The following is a 16325-nucleotide window of genomic DNA, read 5'->3' on the forward strand; positions in this document are numbered from 1 at the left end:
CGGTTCACTCGTCCCCGCCCCGGTGGCGGGCCTCCTGCGACGCGTCCCCGCTGTACGAGGACGCGTGCTCACCCGCGCCCTCGGGCTGACCGTCGCGCGTAGGCGTCCCGTTGACGGCGACGAGGGCGGAACGCTCCTCGACCTCCGTCGCCTCCGGCGGCTCGACGAGCCAGTCCGGGTTGGCCTGCTTGTCCCACCAGCGCCAAGCGGCGTACCCGGCACCGGCGATCAGGCCGACGACGGCCATACGCCGCGCGAAGCGGCCGACACGCGCCCGGCGCCGGCGGCGCGCGGTGACGTGTGCGATCTCCTTCGGCGTCACGTCCCCGCGGAGCGCGGAGAACGCGGCGCCGGCCCGCGAAGCCGCCTCCTCGCCGGCGGGACCTGCGGCGGCCCTGGCGTCGTGGTAGGCCTGCTCCAGGTGCGGCCGCGCGTACTCCCCCGCGCGCCGCGCGGTCTGCCGAGTGCGCTCGGCGGCGCGCACGGCTGCGCGCTCCACCTCGGGCGGGAGGTGGTCGCGGGCCTGGGTCACGCGAGGCGAGAGGTACTGCTCGTACCCCTCCTTGGCAGTGTGGCGGGCCTGATGGGCGGCCTTGGAAACCTTGGGTGCGAGGCGGTGGCCGGCTTCCTGCGCGTACTGATACGCGGTCTCCCGGGCTGCCTCGGCGTGCGGCGCCACTGCTTCCGCGGCGGTGCGGAGGTTCTCCCTCGCGTTGCCGGTCGCGGTGCGCACGCTGTCGATGCGGGTCACTGACTCCTCCTCCTCGATCGGTTCCGGGGAACACTCCGGAGTCTCCAGCAGCGGCCTCGGGATGCTCTCCGAAGAGACACGGTGTCGTTTTCCACGCGTTTCCAAGATCATGCCTGCTTGTGCGCCGTCTGACGCCAGGCGCCGGGCATCCGGGTCATAAGGGGCGCTCCGCCACGCTATCCGGTCCGTGGGAGGATCGGGGAGCCAACGCAGACAGATGGAAGGTAGATCGTGGCCGAGCAGCTCTACGCCACCCTGAAGACCAACCACGGCGACATCGAGGTACAGCTCTTCCCCAACCACGCACCGACGACGGTGAAGAACTTCGTCGAACTCGCCGAGGGCGCCCGTGAGTGGACCAACCCGTCCACCGGCCAGAAGACGACGGAGAAGCTGTACGACGGCACGGTCTTCCACCGCGTCATCAGCGGCTTCATGATCCAGGGCGGCGACCCCCTGGGCAACGGCACCGGCGGCCCCGGCTACGAGTTCCAGGACGAGTTCCACCCCGACCTCGCCTTCACCAAGCCGTACCTGCTGGCGATGGCGAACGCCGGCCCGGGGACCAACGGTTCGCAGTTCTTCGTCACCCTCGCGCCGACGACCTGGCTCACCGGCAAGCACACCATCTTCGGTGAGGTCACCAACGACGCGGGCAAGAAGGTCGTCGACGAGATCGGCGGCACTGCGACCAACCCGCGGACCGACCGTCCGCTCCAGGACGTCGTCATCGAGTCCGTCGTCATCGAGCGTCGCTGATCCCTCGCGCGCCGTTCGTGCGCCCGCCGGCTCCCGGCGTCCCGTGCCCTGCTGGCGGCGTCCCCGTGGCTCCGGCCGCAGCGCACGGCACCCGGCTTCGCGTACCTGTACGAGCGGCATCCCGCATCGCCCCACCTGTCCGTACCCTTCAGACAGGTGGGGCGGTGTTCGCCGAGGCAGCTTCCCAGGGGACGGAACGGATCAATGGAGCAGAACCAGTCGGGCAACCCGGAGCAGTCGGGGCATCCGGAACAGACCGGGCAGCCGGGGCCTGCGGTGCCGCCGCAGGACCCGGGCAGCACCTCGGGTCCGCCCCCGGTGGTCCACTGCTACCGGCACCAGGACCGTGAGACCGGCATACGCTGCACCCGCTGCGAGAAGCCGATCTGCCCGGAGTGCATGATCGCCGCCTCCGTCGGCTTCCAGTGCCCCGAGTGCGTCAGGGGCGGTTCGGGCACCGGGCACGCGCCGGGCGCCAACCAGCCGCGAACGCTCGCCGGCGGGCGGATCGCCTCCGATCCGAAGCTCGTCACCAAGGTGCTGCTCGGCGTCAACGTCGCCGTCTTCCTCGCCGTCCTCGTCGCGGGCGACCAACTCCTCGACCGGCTGCTCCTCTTCGGGCGGGCGGTGATAGAGCCGTTCGGGCCGCTGGAGGGCGTCGCCGAGGGGCAGTGGTACCGGCTGCTGACCGCGGCCTTTCTGCACCAGGAGTTCGTCCACATCGCGATGAACATGCTGGGACTGTGGTTCCTCGGCCCGCCGTTGGAAGCGGCGCTGGGGCGGCTGCGATTCGTCGGCCTCTACCTGGTCTCCGCGCTCGGCGGGAGCGCCCTGGCGTTCCTGCTCTCGTCGCCGAACCAGGCGTCGCTCGGGGCGTCCGGGGCGATCTTCGGCCTCTTCGGGGCCACCGCGGTGCTGATGCGCAGGCTCCGGTACGACATGCGCCCGGTGCTGATCCTGCTGGCGATCAACCTCGTCTTCACCTTCACCTGGGGCAACATCTCCTGGCAGGCGCACATCGGCGGCCTCGTGACGGGGGCGGTGCTCGCCTTCGCGCTGGTGCACGCGCCGCGGGAGAAGCGGAACCTCGTGCAGTACGCCGCGTTCGGCGGGATGCTCGTCGTCGTCCTGGCGGTCGTCGTGGCGCGGACGCTCCAACTCGCCCCCTAGCGGCGTCGCTCAGGACCGCCTCGGGGAACGGTTGTCCACAGACGTGCGCAGATGTTGTGCACGGTGGCGGAGCTCGTGCGCGGACGCGCCCGAGAGCGCTGTTTCCCCTGCGAGATCGGGGTGGACGGACGCCGTGCACGCTGTCCAGCGTGCACACCGGCGTCAACGCCTCGAAAGTTATCCACAGATCTTGTGAGTTTTCCAAGGCTGTGGATCAACCTGTGGATAACTTTCGGCGCGGCACGACCCGGCTCGTCGGCCACGGACCGTCCGCATACGGGAAGAGGAACCCACCCCCGGTTCGCCTGGCGGTGCCGGCGTCACTTCCACTGCGTGGAGACGACGAACCCCGCGGCGATGAAGCCGAAGCCGACGACGATGTTCCAGTTGCCGAGCGGATCGATCGGCAACGAGCCCTCGGTGACGTAGAACACGACGATCCAGGCGAGCCCGAGTCCGAACATCAGCAGCATCAGCGGAGCCACCCAGCGGCGTCCGCCACTGCTGAAGTCCAGCTCGGTGGCGGCCTTTTTCTCCGGAGGAGGCGTGTAGTCGGCCTTCTTGCGGATGCGTGACTTCGGCACGAGAGACTCTCCTGTCGATGCGCTGCCTGGCCGCCGCCGGTCTGCGCAACGGCCCGTACGGCCGGGGGAAGACCTTCGGCTCCTGGACCCTACCCGGGCTGTGCAGACCGGGAGGAGTGTGGTCCGTTAGCGTAGTGCTTCCCCTGGGTGGAGGGAGACAAGGGTACGGTGACCAGATTGCGTATCCGGCCTGCCCGGCTGGCCTCGCTCGGGGTGTTCGCCCTTGCCGGCCTTATCTTCTGGGTGAGCTTCAACACAGCGCAAGGGACGAACCTCCGCAGCGACGATTCGATGCTGCGGCTCTCCGATCTTATCCAGGAGCGCAGCCGGAAGAACGGCGACCTCGACGCCTCGGCCGCGGCCGTACGCGAGCAGGTCGACAAGCTGGCGCAACGGGACCACCGCACCTCACGCGAGGAGAAGCGGAAGTTGGTCGACCTGGAGAAGGAAGCCGGTACCCGCCGGGTCTCGGGTGCGGGCATCACGGTCACGCTCGACGACGCCCCGACCAACGCCACCGCGCAGGTTCCCGGCGTCCCCGAACCGCAGGCCAACGACCTCGTCATCCACCAGCAGGACCTCCAGGCCGTCGTCAACGCGCTGTGGCGCGGAGGTGCCGAGGGGATCAAGGTGATGGACCAGCGGCTGATCTCCACCAGCGCCGTGCGCTGCGTCGGGAACACGCTGATCCTTCAGGGTCGCGTCTACTCGCCGCCGTACGAAATCACCGCCGTGGGCGACCCGCAGGAGCTCCGCAAGGCGCTCGACGGGGACGAGGAGATCGACAAGTACCTCCGGTACGTGGAGGCTTACGGGCTCGGCTGGAGCGTCGAGGAGCGCAAGAGGACGACGCTGCCCGGCTACGGCGGCACCGTCGACCTCCGGTACGCGGAGCCCGCCGAATAGCGCGGGGAGCCGCCGGCAAGCGTCCCCCGGACCGGGCGAATCGGTGTGCGCCCGCCCGTGCACCCGGTGCGCCCCTTACCCTGGGGACAACCGGCGTCCGCCTCGCGGACCGTCCGGGCGGCAGCACACCCCGGGTGCGGAGACGAAGGGACGGCATCGCGGATGTACGGCTGGATCTGGCGCCATCTGCCGGGCAACACCCCTGTGCGGACGGTGATTTCGGTGATCCTGGTGCTCGGGGTCGTCTACCTCCTCTTCCAGTACGTCTTCCCCTGGGCGGAGCCGCTGCTGCCGTTCAACGACGTCACGGTCGACGGTGCCGCCGGAGCGGGAGGCGCGGCGTGACCCGCATCCTCGTCGTCGACAACTACGACAGCTTCGTCTTCAACCTCGTGCAGTACCTCCAGCAACTCGGTGCCGAGTGCGAGGTCGTCAGGAACGACGAGGTGGCGCCCGCCCACGCGGACGAGGGCTTCGCCGGCGTGCTCCTCTCGCCGGGCCCCGGAGCCCCCGCTCAGGCCGGCGTCTGCCGGGAGATGGTGGGGCACTGCGCCGCGGCCGGTGTGCCGCTCTTCGGGGTGTGCCTCGGCATGCAGACGATCGCCGAGTGGTACGGAGGCGAGGTCACCCGCGCGCCCGAACTCCTCCACGGCAAGACCTCTCCCGTGCACCACAAGGGGGCGGGCGTCTTCCGCGGCCTGCCCTCGCCGTTCACCGCGACGCGCTACCACTCGCTCGGCGTCCCCGCCGAGAGCCTTCCGCCCGAGCTGCTGCTGACCGCCGAGACGGCCGAGGGACTCGTGATGGGCGTCCGGCACCGTGAACTCGCCGTCGAGGGCGTGCAGTTCCACCCGGAGTCCGTACTCACCGAGTGGGGCCACCGGATGCTCGCCAACTGGCTGGAGGAGTGCGGCGACCGCCGCGCCGTCGCACGCTCCGCCGGCCTCGCCGGGGTGTCCGGGACCGTCGGCGCGGGCGCGGTCCTTACGTGACGTCCCCGCGCCCCGGGTTCGAGGGTGCCCCCGGGGAGCCGTACTTCCCCGAGGGAGGCGAGCAGCACCCCCACGGTGCGGAAGAGCCGCATCCGGGGCACGACTTGCCGCCCCACGGAGGGGGTTCGGGCGCCGCCTACGAAGGGCAGGGCGAGCCGGGGTACGAGGCGTACGGCGGGTACGGCGCATACCGCGCCGCGGTCGACTCGCTCGCCGACCCCCTCACCGATCCGCTGCCCGACCCCGGCCGACAGCAGGTCCAACCCCCCGGCCCCGAAGGCGAGTCGGCCCGCGAGCCCGAGCAGTTCCGGCGTGCCGGATCGCCCTGGTTCCGGCCGCGGACCTCCGGCGAGCAGGAGCAGCAGCGCCCGGACACCGCCGGCCCCGACGCGTACGGGCAGCCGGGCCGATGGGCACCGGAGACGCCGGCCGGGTACACGCAGCCGGCGGCGGGTCACGCGGGCTCGTACGCGTCGCGGGAGCAAGTGCCCCCGGACCTCTCCCAGTTCGGCGGCGACGCTGGGTACGCCGCCGCGCCCGAGGGCGTCAGGCAGCCGCAGGATGCCGGTCCCGTCGGGCAGACGTCGTCAGGGTACGGGCAGTTGGGGGCCGACGGGGTGCCCCAGCAGGCGCGACCGGTGCAGGCCCCGCCCCGGCGCGAGCAGGCCGATCCCGCGCCGATCCCCGCGCCCCGGCGCGGCACCGGCGTACCGCTCGACGTTCCGCACGCCCCCGATGTGGCAGGGGACGACCGGCAGACGGTGGGCCTGCGGCGTCCGGAACGCGAGGAGTTGGAGCGCAGGCCCGGACGTCGGAGGGCGGCGGGTCGGAAGGGGAGGGCGAGTCCGCAACCGGAGGTGCGGGCCGGGACGCGGCTGGAGGCGCGGCGGGCCGAGCGTGCCAGGAGGCCGGGCCCCGGGATCATAGCGAGCCGGTTCCTCGGCGAGGTCTTCATCAGCGTCGGCGTCCTGATGCTGCTCTTCGTCGCCTACCAACTGTGGTGGACCAACGTCCTCGCAGGTCAGGAGGCGGGCGGTGCGGCGAGCGAGCTCCACGAGCAGTGGGAGAAGCCGAAGGCCGAGCGGAAACCCGACCCGGAGCGGAGGGCCGGGGCGTTCGAGCCGGGTGAGGGCTTCGCGCTGGTGCACATCCCCAAGATCGACCTCCAGGCGCCGATCGCGGAGGGCGTCTCCAAGGAGAAGGTGCTCGACAAGGGCATGGTGGGCCACTACGACGAGGAGCCGCTGAAGACGGCGATGCCCTGGGACAAGAAGGGCAACTTCGCGCTTGCCGGCCACCGGAACACGCACGGCGAACCGTTCCGCTACGTCAACCGGCTCGTCGTCGGGGACAAGGTGGTCGTCGAGACGTCGAGCCGGTACTACACGTACGAGGTGACGAGCCGGCTCGCGTCGACATCGCCTTCGAACACCTCCGTGATCGATCCCGTGCCCGCGCAGTCCGGGTTCCGCAAGGCGGGGAGGTACGTCACGCTCACCACCTGCACTCCGGAGTACACCTCCAAGTACCGTCTGATCGTCTGGGGCAAAATGGTCGACGAGCGTCCGAGGAGCGAGGGGAAGCCGGACGCGCTGATCGGGTAGGCAGTACGACAGGGGTCGGCGACGGCCGGCCCCGGAGGCGCGGTGGCGAACGAGAGTCGGAGGCGGGCGGTCCGTTGGCGGAGATCGAGGAAGGCGGCGAGCGGCCGGCGAACGCCGTGTGCACCGAGCCCGAGGAGCCCGCGGAGGGCGCGGGCGGCGACGGAGCGGGCTCCGGCGGCGACCGTACGGGCGGTGGCGACGGAGCCTCGTCGGGCGGAGCGGGGGCGCGCGGCGTGGTGGCGGCGATCGTGGGCGTCGTGGGGGAGTTGCTGATCACCGCGGGGTTGGTGCTGGCGCTCTTCGTCGTCTACTCGCTGTGGTGGACCAACGTCCTCGCGGACCGCGAGGCGCAACGCGAGGGGTCGAAGGTGCGGGACGGCTGGGAGCAGAGCGAGCGGCCCGGCGCGATCGACATAGCGGGAGGCATCGGGTTCCTCCACGTGCCGGCGATGTCCAGCAACGACGTCCTCGTCAAGAAGGGCACAGAACCGGACGAGCTCAACCAGGGCATCGCCGGCTACTACACCTCGCCCGTGAAGTCGGCGCTGCCGCAGGACCAGTCGGGCAACTTCTCGCTCGCCGCGCACCGGGACGGGCACGGGGCGAAGTTCCACGACATCGACAAGATCGAGAAGGGCGACGCGGTGGTCTTCGAGACGAAGAACACCTGGTTCGTCTACAAGGTCTACGAGATCCTGCCGGAGACCTCCCGGTACAACGTCGGCGTCCTCGACCCGGTGCCCGAGGAGTCGGGCAAGAAGGAGGCCGGGCGGTACATCACGCTGACGACGTGCACCCCGGTCTACACCTCGAAGTACCGGTACGTCGTCTGGGGCGAGTTGGAGCGCACCGAGGACGTCGACGCGGAGCGCACGCCCCCGAAGGAGCTGCGCTAGCCGCCCCGTCGCGCGCGGAGGGCCGGGTGGCGGCCCGGCCCTCCGTCTCTTCGCCTCCCGAGGTCAGCGGCGGCCGAACGCCCCGCCCAGGACGTCGCCCAACTCCGGCCCCGGTCCGTCCTCTTCGCCGCCCGGACGCGTCACGATGTCGATCCGGTCGCCCTTCTTCCCCTCCGTGTTGGCCGGAGGGTTGGTGGTGACGACGATCGAGCCGTCGTCCTGGTCGCCGTGGACGTCGCCGACCTCGAAGCCGGCCTCCTTCAAGGCGCCCTTGGCGTCGCCGAGGGACTGGTTGGTGACGTCGGGGACGGTCGCCGGCTCGTCCTCGTCGTCGGGTGCCTTGGCGACGGTGAGGACGATACGAGTGCCCTCCGGGTGCTGCGTGTTGGCGCCCGGGTCCTGCTTGAGCACGGTGTCGGCCGGCTTGGACTGGTCGTCCTGCTCGGCCTTGGCGACCTCGAAGCCGAGCGCCTTCAGTTGCCCCTCCGCCTCCTCGTAGCTCTTGCCGGTGACGTCGGGCACGTTGGTGGTGGCCTGGGTTGCGACGGTGAGCGTGATCACCGAGCCCTTCTGCGCCTTCTGGCCGGCCTCGGGGCTCTGGCCGAGGACGGTGTCGGGCTCGGCGTCCGCCGTCTCCTCGGCCTTCTTGCGTACCTTGAAGCCGGCGTCGTTGAGCTGTTGCTTGGCGTCTTCGAACGCCGAGCCGTTGACGTCGGGGACGTCCTGCGGGGCAGGGCCCTTCGACATCACGAGGGTTATGACGGTGTCGCGGTCGACCTTCTCGCCCGAGGCGGGGTCGGTCTTGCAGACGTGGTTCTTCTTCTCCTTGCAGAAGGCGCTGTCCCCGCGCTCCGCCTTCAGACCGGCGTTCTCCGCCTGGGACTTTGCCTCGGCGAGGCTGAGCCCGGAGAGCGAGGGGACCTCGGTGTTGTCCGAGGAGGAGTTGCCGAAGAGCGCCTTGCCGACGAAGATCGCGCCGATCAGCACCAGGATCACGGCGACGATCAGCAGGATCGTCGAGGTGTGGTTCTTCTTCGGCGGACGGCGGCGGCCGCGCGGTTCGTCGCCGTCGTCGTCCCGCATCGGCGGCATCATCGAGGTCTGCGCGTCCTGGGGGCGAAGCGCTGCCGTCGGCTGGTCGTCGGGGTAGCCGTAGCCGGCCGCGCCCATGGCGGCGCCGGCGGCGACGGGCTGGCCGTCGAGGCACGCCTCGATATCGGCGCGCATCTCGTCGGCGGACTGGTAGCGGTAGTCCGGGTCCTTGACGAGCGCCTTCATCACGATGGCGTCCGTCGCGGGGGAGATCTCCGAGTCGAAGGCGCTCGGGTGCTGCGGCTCCTCGCGGACGTGCTGGTAGGCGACGGCGACGGGGGAGTCGCCCACGAACGGCGGGCGCACGGTGAGGAGTTCGTAGAGCAGGCAGCCCGTGGAGTACAGGTCGGAGCGCGCGTCGACCGTCTCGCCCTTGGCCTGCTCGGGGGAGAGGTACTGGGCGGTGCCGATGACGGCGGCGGTCTGCGTCATCGTCATGCCGGAGTCGCCCATCGCACGAGCGATGCCGAAGTCCATCACCTTGACCTGGCCGGTCCGGGTGAGCATGACGTTGGCCGGCTTGATGTCGCGGTGGACGATGCCGTTGCGGTGCGAGTACTCGAGGGCCTGCAGGATGCCGACGCACATCTCCATCGCGCGCTCCGGCAGCAGCTTCCGCCCGGAGTGCAGGAGTTCGCGCAGCGTGGAGCCGTCGACGTACTCCATGACGATGTACGGGATGGAGACGCCGTCGACGTAGTCCTCACCGGTGTCGTAGACCGCGACGATCGCCGGGTGGTTGAGGGAGGCCGCGGACTGCGCCTCGCGTCGGAAGCGCGCCTGGAACGACGGGTCGCGGGCGAGGTCGACGCGGAGGGTCTTCACCGCGACGGTACGTCCCAGGCGGGTGTCATGGGCGAGGTACACCTCGGCCATGCCACCGCGGCCGAGCACCGAGCCCAGCTCGTACCGGCCGCCGAGGCGACGCGGCTCTTCCATAGTCTCCAGCCCTCTCCGGTCGTCCGTGCCGCGGTGCCGGCCTCGTCGAGACTGCGGCTGCGGCACGGCGGTGTGCTGCTCGGCATACGGTACCCGGCGGTGGTTCGGGCCCCCGTGCGACGGTGGTCGGCGACTGCGGGGGCCCGTTGGCCGGGGTCACGTCACTGCTTTCCGTCGAGGACAGCCTCCATGACGCTCTTCGCGATGGGTGCCGCGAGCTTGCCGCCCGCGATGTCGTCGCGGAGGGTGTCCGAGCTCTCCACCACGACGGCGACGGCGACGGGTGAGCCGTCGTCGGTCTTGGCGTAGGAGATGAACCACGCGTAGGGGTTTTCCTCGTTGTTCTCGCCGTGCTGCGCGGTGCCCGTCTTGCCGCCGACGGTGACGCCGGGGATCTTCCCCGTGCTGCCGGTGCCGTCGTTGACGACCGTCTCCATCGCCTGCTGGAGCTTCTGCGCGTTCTCGCTCGAGACGGGCTGGCTCAGCTCCTTCGGCTTGGTCTGCTCGACGACGTTGAGGTTGGGCGCGACGAGCTGGTCGACCATGTACGGCTTCATGAGCTTGCCGTCGTTGGCGACAGCCGAGGCAACCATGGCCATCTGGAGCGGGGTTGCCTGGTTGGACGCCTGGCCGATGCCGGCCAGGGCGTTCTGCGGCTGGTTGTCCTTCGGGTAGAGGCTCGGCGCGGGGCGGACGGGGGTGTCCTGCGAGCCGCTGTCCTGGTCCCGGTTGAAGCCGAACTTCTCGGCCTCCTCCATCATCTTCTCGTTGCCCAGCTCGTGGGACATCTTCGCGAAGACGGTGTTGCACGACCACTGGAGCGCGACGCGGACGCTGGCGTTCTTGCACGCCGGGTGGTTGCCGTCGTTGCCGAGGTCGTTGGTGGTCTGCGGGAGGCGGTACGGGTCCTCGGTCTGGGTCTTCTTGTCGAGGTCGTACTCGCCGCTCTCCAGGCCGGCCGCCGCGGTGACGATCTTGAACGTCGAGCCGGGCGGGTAGGTCTGGCGGAGCGCCCGGTTGAGCATCGGGTCTTCCGGATCGTTCTTCTTCTGGAGGGAGTTGAACGCGTCCGAGTCCTTCTTGCCCACACCCGCGAACTTCGACGGGTCGTAGGAGGGCTTGTTGGCGAGGGCGAGGATCGCGCCGGAGCGCGGGTCGATCGCTGCGACCGCACCCTTGGCGTCACCGAGCCCGTCCCAGGCCGCCTTCTGCGCCTTGGAGTTGAGCGTGGTGACGACGTTGCCGCCCTTCTGCTGCTTCCCCGTGAGCATGTCGATGGTGCGGTTGAAGAAGAGCCGGTCGTCGTCGCCCGTCAGGATCGGGTCGTAGAGGCTCTCCAGCTGGGTGGCGCCGAAGCCCTGCGAGGCGAAGCCGGTGACGGGCGCCCACAGCTTGCCGTTCTTGTACGTGCGCTTGTACTTGAAGTCGTTGCCGTTGACGACGGTCGACCCGGTGATCGACTTGCCGTCGACGATGATGTTGCCGCGCGGCTGCGCGTAGCGGGCGATGTCGACGCGGCGGTTCTTGGAGTCGGTCTTGAGATCTTCGGCCTGTACGAGCTGGACCCAGTTGTCCCGGATCAGCAGCGCGAGGACGAGCAGGCCGCAGAAGATCGCGATCCTGCGCAGCGGCTTGTTCACGGTCGGACCACCTGAGTCATCTCGGCGTCGGGTGACGGTGCGGGCGCGGGGGCCGGGCGGCGCGCTGTGTCGCTGATCCGCATCAGGATGCCGACCAGCGCCCAGTTCGCGATCACCGAGGAACCGCCGTACGCCAGGAAGGGCATCGTCATGCCGGTGAGCGGGATGAGCCCCATCACGCCGCCCGCGACGACGAAGACCTGGAGCCCGAAGGCGCCGGAGAGGCCGATCGCGAGGAGCTTGCCGAAGGGGTCGCGGGCGGCGAGCGAGATCCGCACGCCGCGTTCGACGATGAGGCCGTAGATGAGCAGCAGCGCCATCATGCCGGTGAGGCCGAGCTCCTCGCCGACGGTCGCCAGGATGAAGTCGGAGTTGGCCGCGAAGCCGATGAGGTCGGAGTTGCCCTGGCCGAGCCCCGTGCCGAGGACGCCGCCCGAGCCGAACGCCCAGAGCGCCTGGGCGACTTGGTCGCTCTGCGCCATCGTCTCTTCGGCGAACGGGTGGAGCCACGCCTGGACGCGGTCCTGGACGTGCGGCTCGAAGGAGGCGACGGCGACCGCGCCCGCCGCGGAGAGCACCAGACCGAAGACGATCCAACTGGTGCGCTCGGTGGCGACGTAGAGCATGGTGACGAAGAGGCCGAAGAACAGCAGCGAGGTGCCCAGGTCGGTCTCGAAGACGAGGATCATCAGGCTCAGCGCCCAGATCACGAAGATCGGCCCGAGGTCGCGCCCGCGCGGCAGGTACATCCCCATGAAGCGCCGGCTGGCGAGCGCGAGCGCGTCCCGCTTCACCATGAGGTAGCCGGCGAAGAAGACCGTAATGATGATCTTCGCGAACTCACCGGGCTGGATGGAGAAGGAGCCGATGCTGATCCAGATCCGCGCGCCGTTGACGGGCTTGAAGAAGACCGGCAGGACGAGCAGGATCAGCGCGGCCACCATGGAGATGTAGGTGTACCGCTGCAGGACGCGGTGGTCCTTGAGGATCAGCAGCACGCCGACGAAGAGCGCGATGCCGATCGCCGAGTACATCAACTGCCCCGGCGCATCTGGACTGAAGGCCCCGAAGAGGTCCTCGGCGCGCTGACGCAGCCGCTCCGACTGGTCGAGGCGCCAGATCAGCACCAGGCCGAAGCCGTTGAGGAGTGTGGCGAGCGGCAGCAGCAGCGGGTCGGCGTACGGCGCCCAGCGGCGCACGACGAGGTGGCCGACGCCGGCGAGGAGGCCGAGCCCGAGCCCGTAGCCGAGCATGCCGGAGGGCAGCTCGTCGTTGACCGCGAGTCCGACATTGGCGTAGGCGAAGACCGGGATCAGCACGGCGAAGACGAGCATCGCCAGTTCGGTGTTGCGCCGGCTGGGCAGGCCGCCGGAGGAGACCGTCGAATGACCGCCGGTATTGCTGATGTTGCTGCTCATCGTTGGCGCTGCCCCCTACGGCGCGGTGCACTGCTTGGCGAGCTCCTGCTGTTTCTCCGTCAGCCGGGGGCCGGGGGACGGGGAGCTTGAGCCCTTGCGAGTGCTGTCGTGGTCGTTGTCGGCGTGGTACGCGGAGGGGGTGACGACCGCGGAGCCGTCCTGGGTTCCCTGCCGGTCGGCGTCGCCGGGGTTGTTCTGCTCCTCCTTGCGCTCGGCCTTGTCGGAGCCGGAGCCCTTCTTCGGCTCCTCCTTGCGCTGCGAGACGACCTTGCAGACCTTCGCCTGCGCCGCGAGCTCGTCGATCTTGTCCCGCGCGTCACCGAGGCTCTCCGCGGGGATCGACTCCTCGACCTCCTTGCGCTGGTAGTAGGGGAGGTACTTGAGTTCGATCTCGGGGCGGTCCTCGTAGACGTCGTGGAGCGCGACGCCCGCGAGCTCCTGGCTGATGCCGCGGTAGAGGGAGACGTGCTGATCGTTGGTGCCGACGTAGTACTGGTTCTGCGTCCAGCGCCAACCGCCGTACAGGCCGCCGCCGATGACGGCGAGGCCGACCGCGATCCACACCGAGCGCTTGAGCCACTTGCGGCCGCTGCCGGGCTTGCGGAAGTCGTCGTCCGAGTACGGCCCGAAGGTGCCGTCGGGCGGGGGCGGCCCCGAGTCCTGCGGGGGCCCGAAGCCCTCGGGGTTGCCCTGCGGCGGTACGCCCTGGGTGCGGCCGAGTTCGGCGGCGCGGGCCGCCGGGGTCTGGAGGGTGCCGGGGTCCTCACCGAGCGACTGCTGGTTCTCGGCCACGGCGCCGACGATGACGGGTGTGTCGTTGAGGCGGCCGGTGAGGGTGTCGCTGTCGTCGACGTCGAGGACGTCGGCGACGATGCACGTGATGTTGTCGGGTCCGCCGCCGCGCAGGGCGAGTTGAATGAGTTCCTGGACCGTCTCCTGGGGACCCTGGTAGCTGCCGAGCGCCTCCTCCATCGTCTGGTGGGAGACGACGCCGGAGAGGCCGTCGGAGCAGAGAAGGTAGCGGTCCCCCGCGCGGACCTCGCGGATCGAGAGGTCGGGCTCGACGTGGTCGCCGCTGCCGAGGGCGCGCATCAGCAGCGAGCGCTGCGGGTGCGTCGTCGCCTCCTCCTCGGTGATGCGGCCCTCGTCGACGAGGCGTTGGACCCAGGTGTGGTCCTGGGTGATCTGTGTGAGGGCGCCGTCTCTCAGGAGGTAGGCGCGGGAGTCGCCGACGTGGACGAGGCCGAGGCGGCGGCCCGTCCACAGGAGCGCGGTGAGGGTGGTGCCCATCCCCTCGAGCTGCTGGTCCTCCTCGACCATGACGCGCAGTTGCTCGTTGGCGCGCTGCACGGCCGAGCCGAGCGAGGTGAGGATGTCGGAGCCGGGGATGTCCTCGTCGAGTTGGACCATGGTGGAGATCACCTCGGAGGAGGCGACCTCGCCGGCGGCCTGGCCGCCCATGCCGTCGGCGACCGCGAGCAGCCGGGGCCCGGCGTAACCGGAGTCCTCGTTGTGCTCGCGGATCATGCCGTCGTGTGATCCGGCGGCAAAGCGCAGTGACAGGCTCATGCGCACCTCGCCTGTCGGCTCGGGGTACATCCGCACGGTGCCCACCCTCCGGTCGTCATGTCGGTAACTACTTCCGCAGCTCGATGACCGTCTTGCCGATACGGATCGGCTCTGAGGGCGGGATCGGCGTCGGTGTGGTGAGTCGGTTCCTGCCGAGGTAGGTGCCGTTGGTCGAACCGAGGTCCTCGACGATCCACCGGCCGTCGCGGTCCGGGTAGATCCTGGCATGGCGGCTGGAGGCGTAGTCGTCGTCGAGGACGATCGTGGAGTCGTGGGCGCGGCCGAGCGTGATCGTCTGGCCCTGGAGCGCGACCGTCGTGCCCGTCAACGAGCCCTCGGAGACGACGAGTTTGGTCGGCGCATTGCGCCCGCCCCGGCCCCTGCGGGACTCCTGCGGCTGACGCCGCTGCTGCTGGCGCTGCTGCGGACGCTGCCCCTCGCGGCGTGCGGCGCGCTGGGTCACCCGCGTTCCGAACAGGTCGCTCCTGATGACCTGCACCGACACGATGACGAACAGCCACAGCACGGCGAGGAAGCCCAACCGCATGACCGTCAGGGTCAGCTCTGACATTGCCCCCGCTTCACCCTTCGGCTTGCCGGTAAATGATCGTGGTGCTGCCCACGACGATGCGCGAGCCGTCGCGGAGCGTAGCGCGAGTCGTGTGCTGCCCGTCCACCACGATTCCGTTTGTGGACCCCAGGTCCTGGACCGAGGGCGGGTTGCCCGTCCTGATCTCGCAGTGCCTGCGCGAGACGCCCGGGTCGTCGATCCGCACGTCGGCCTCTGTGCTGCGGCCGAGGACGAGTGTGGCGCGGGAGATCTGGTGGCGGTTGCCGTTGATCTCGATCCAGCGCCGCGTCTCGGCCTGCGGCATCGGGCTGGACGTGCCCGGTGCGTACGACGGAGCGCTGCTCGGCATCGGGGGCGCGCCCGCCGGTGGCGGGGGGTAGCCGGAGGGTGCGGAGCGGGGGGCGCCGCCGGGGGGCGGGCCCGCCTGCGGGCTCTGCGGCGCGGGGGCCTGCGAGCTGCTCGACGCCAGGGTGCGGCTGCGTACGCGGTAGAGGCCGGTGTCGAGGTCCTCCGCCTTCTCCAGGTGGACCTTGATCGATCCCATGAAGGTGTAGCGCTGCTGCTTGGCGTAGTCCCTGACCATGCTGGAGAGTTCGTCGCCGAGCTGGCCGGAGTACGGGCTGAGCCGGTCGTAGTCCGGGGTGCTGAGTTCGACAATGAAGTCGTTGGGGACGACCGTGCGCTCGCGGTTCCAGATCGTGGCGTTGTTGTCGCACTCACGCTGGAGGGCGCCCGCGATCTCCACGGGCTGCACCTCGGACTTGAACACCTTCGCGAAGGTGCCGTTGACGATGCCTTCGAGTCGCTGCTCGAAGCGCTTCATCACTCCCACGGTGCACCTCCTTCCCAGATGCCCTCGGCTCCCAGTGCTTCCCCCCAGTGTGGCCCGGGCGGTGCGCACACTGCGTCCGCGGTACTGCTTACTGATCGTATCCACGCGCGAGGGGAGCGGCTGGTTCCCCGACGAGCGGCCGTACACGGGTGTTCGCGCTCACATCCGCTGCACTCCCGTGCTCGGAGTGTCCCCGCACGTGCAGGGACCACACAGGTTCGCACGGATCGTAGAGCGTCGACGCCGGTGTCCTGTAGCACGATACGGGCAGTCGGCCCGGCGGTGCAGCCGCGCTGGAGAGCGGGTACGCACCGTAGGGTCGCGAGCGCACGCGGCGAGCAGCTTCGGCCGTGCCGGGCACGGGCCTTCGGGCCTGGCGGAACGGGTGTGAGGTGACCTCTCCCGGCGTGCTAATCTTCTCGAAGTCGTCAGGCGCCGGTCAGGACGCGGACGGCGACACCCAATGCGCGAGTGGCGGAATAGGCAGACGCGCTGGATTCAGGTTCCAGTGTCCGAAAGGACGTGGGGGTTCAACTCCCCCCTCGCGCACCGCACATCACGGCGGAGGCCCCGGTCGATCCGGGGCCTCCGCCGGTTTTGCG

At 70.1% G+C, this 16325-nt stretch carries 15 protein-coding genes and 1 tRNA gene; 8 read left to right on the plus strand and 8 right to left on the minus strand.

Annotated elements, in window-relative coordinates:
* Positions 1 to 4: 4 nt before the first annotated feature.
* Positions 5 to 751: a DUF5324 family protein gene (locus UWG_RS0105480; RefSeq protein ID WP_016906197.1), complete on the minus strand. Its 747-nt coding sequence runs from the start codon at positions 749 to 751 to the stop codon at positions 5 to 7.
* 231 nt (positions 752 to 982) lie between these two features.
* Between UWG_RS0105480 and UWG_RS0105485 the strand changes: the two genes are divergently transcribed.
* Both UWG_RS0105485 and UWG_RS0105490 read left to right on the plus strand, forming a co-directional pair.
* Positions 983 to 1510: a peptidylprolyl isomerase gene (locus UWG_RS0105485; protein ID WP_016906198.1), complete on the plus strand. Its 528-nt coding sequence runs from the start codon at positions 983 to 985 to the stop codon at positions 1508 to 1510.
* A 204-nt stretch (positions 1511 to 1714) separates the two neighbouring features.
* Positions 1715 to 2680, plus strand: coding sequence for a rhomboid family intramembrane serine protease (locus UWG_RS0105490; RefSeq protein ID WP_016906199.1), 966 nt, complete (start codon positions 1715 to 1717; stop codon positions 2678 to 2680).
* 320 nt (positions 2681 to 3000) lie between these two features.
* Here the strand turns inward: UWG_RS0105490 and crgA are convergent, their stop codons facing one another.
* The gene (gene crgA / locus UWG_RS0105495) at positions 3001 to 3264 is read right to left on the minus strand and encodes a cell division protein CrgA (RefSeq protein WP_016906200.1); all 264 of its coding nucleotides are present in this window, start codon (positions 3262 to 3264) and stop codon (positions 3001 to 3003) included.
* A 147-nt stretch (positions 3265 to 3411) separates the two neighbouring features.
* Here crgA and UWG_RS0105500 point away from each other — a divergent pair, with 147 nt between their 5' ends.
* The 5 genes from UWG_RS0105500 to UWG_RS0105520 all read left to right on the plus strand — a co-directional run bounded on the left by UWG_RS0105500 (position 3412) and on the right by UWG_RS0105520 (position 7662).
* Complete coding sequence (locus UWG_RS0105500; protein WP_016906201.1) at positions 3412 to 4170, plus strand: DUF881 domain-containing protein; 759 nt, start codon at positions 3412 to 3414, stop codon at positions 4168 to 4170.
* 162 nt (positions 4171 to 4332) lie between these two features.
* Positions 4333 to 4515, plus strand: coding sequence for a hypothetical protein (locus tag UWG_RS0105505; protein ID WP_016906202.1), 183 nt, complete (start codon positions 4333 to 4335; stop codon positions 4513 to 4515).
* Positions 4512 to 5162 carry an aminodeoxychorismate/anthranilate synthase component II gene (locus UWG_RS0105510; RefSeq protein ID WP_016906203.1) on the plus strand — a complete coding sequence of 217 codons (651 nt, stop codon included), beginning with the start codon at positions 4512 to 4514 and terminating at the stop codon, positions 5160 to 5162. The genes UWG_RS0105505 and UWG_RS0105510 overlap by 4 nt, the downstream gene beginning before the upstream one ends.
* Positions 5159 to 6766 carry a class E sortase gene (locus UWG_RS0105515; protein WP_016906204.1) on the plus strand — a complete coding sequence of 536 codons (1608 nt, stop codon included), beginning with the start codon at positions 5159 to 5161 and terminating at the stop codon, positions 6764 to 6766. The genes UWG_RS0105510 and UWG_RS0105515 overlap by 4 nt, the downstream gene beginning before the upstream one ends.
* A gap of 74 nt (positions 6767 to 6840) precedes the next feature.
* Complete coding sequence (locus UWG_RS0105520) at positions 6841 to 7662, plus strand: class E sortase (RefSeq protein WP_016906205.1); 822 nt, start codon at positions 6841 to 6843, stop codon at positions 7660 to 7662.
* Between the two features lie 63 nt (positions 7663 to 7725).
* On the opposite strand, the gene pknB is transcribed toward UWG_RS0105520, so the two are convergent.
* From pknB to UWG_RS0105550, 6 genes are all read right to left on the minus strand, one after another.
* On the minus strand, positions 7726 to 9693 hold the full coding sequence (gene pknB / locus UWG_RS0105525; RefSeq protein WP_016906206.1) for a Stk1 family PASTA domain-containing Ser/Thr kinase: 1968 nt from the start codon (positions 9691 to 9693) through the stop codon (positions 7726 to 7728).
* A 161-nt stretch (positions 9694 to 9854) separates the two neighbouring features.
* Positions 9855 to 11333, minus strand: coding sequence for a peptidoglycan D,D-transpeptidase FtsI family protein (locus UWG_RS0105530; protein ID WP_016906207.1), 1479 nt, complete (start codon positions 11331 to 11333; stop codon positions 9855 to 9857).
* Positions 11330 to 12751: an FtsW/RodA/SpoVE family cell cycle protein gene (locus UWG_RS0105535; protein ID WP_016906208.1), complete on the minus strand. Its 1422-nt coding sequence runs from the start codon at positions 12749 to 12751 to the stop codon at positions 11330 to 11332. The genes UWG_RS0105530 and UWG_RS0105535 overlap by 4 nt, the downstream gene beginning before the upstream one ends.
* Before the next feature lie 15 nt (positions 12752 to 12766).
* On the minus strand, positions 12767 to 14365 hold the full coding sequence (locus tag UWG_RS0105540) for a Stp1/IreP family PP2C-type Ser/Thr phosphatase (protein ID WP_016906209.1): 1599 nt from the start codon (positions 14363 to 14365) through the stop codon (positions 12767 to 12769).
* Between the two features lie 22 nt (positions 14366 to 14387).
* Complete coding sequence (locus tag UWG_RS0105545) at positions 14388 to 14891, minus strand: FHA domain-containing protein FhaB/FipA (protein WP_016906210.1); 504 nt, start codon at positions 14889 to 14891, stop codon at positions 14388 to 14390.
* 10 nt (positions 14892 to 14901) lie between these two features.
* The gene (locus tag UWG_RS0105550) at positions 14902 to 15723 is read right to left on the minus strand and encodes an FhaA domain-containing protein (protein WP_029391192.1); all 822 of its coding nucleotides are present in this window, start codon (positions 15721 to 15723) and stop codon (positions 14902 to 14904) included.
* A 465-nt stretch (positions 15724 to 16188) separates the two neighbouring features.
* Between UWG_RS0105550 and UWG_RS0105555 the strand changes: the two genes are divergently transcribed.
* A tRNA-Leu gene (locus UWG_RS0105555) sits at positions 16189 to 16272 on the plus strand.
* Positions 16273 to 16325 lie beyond the last annotated feature (53 nt).

The organism is Streptomyces xiaopingdaonensis, from assembly GCF_000262345.1.
Taxonomy (GTDB): Bacteria; Actinomycetota; Actinomycetes; order Streptomycetales; family Streptomycetaceae; genus Streptomyces; species Streptomyces xiaopingdaonensis.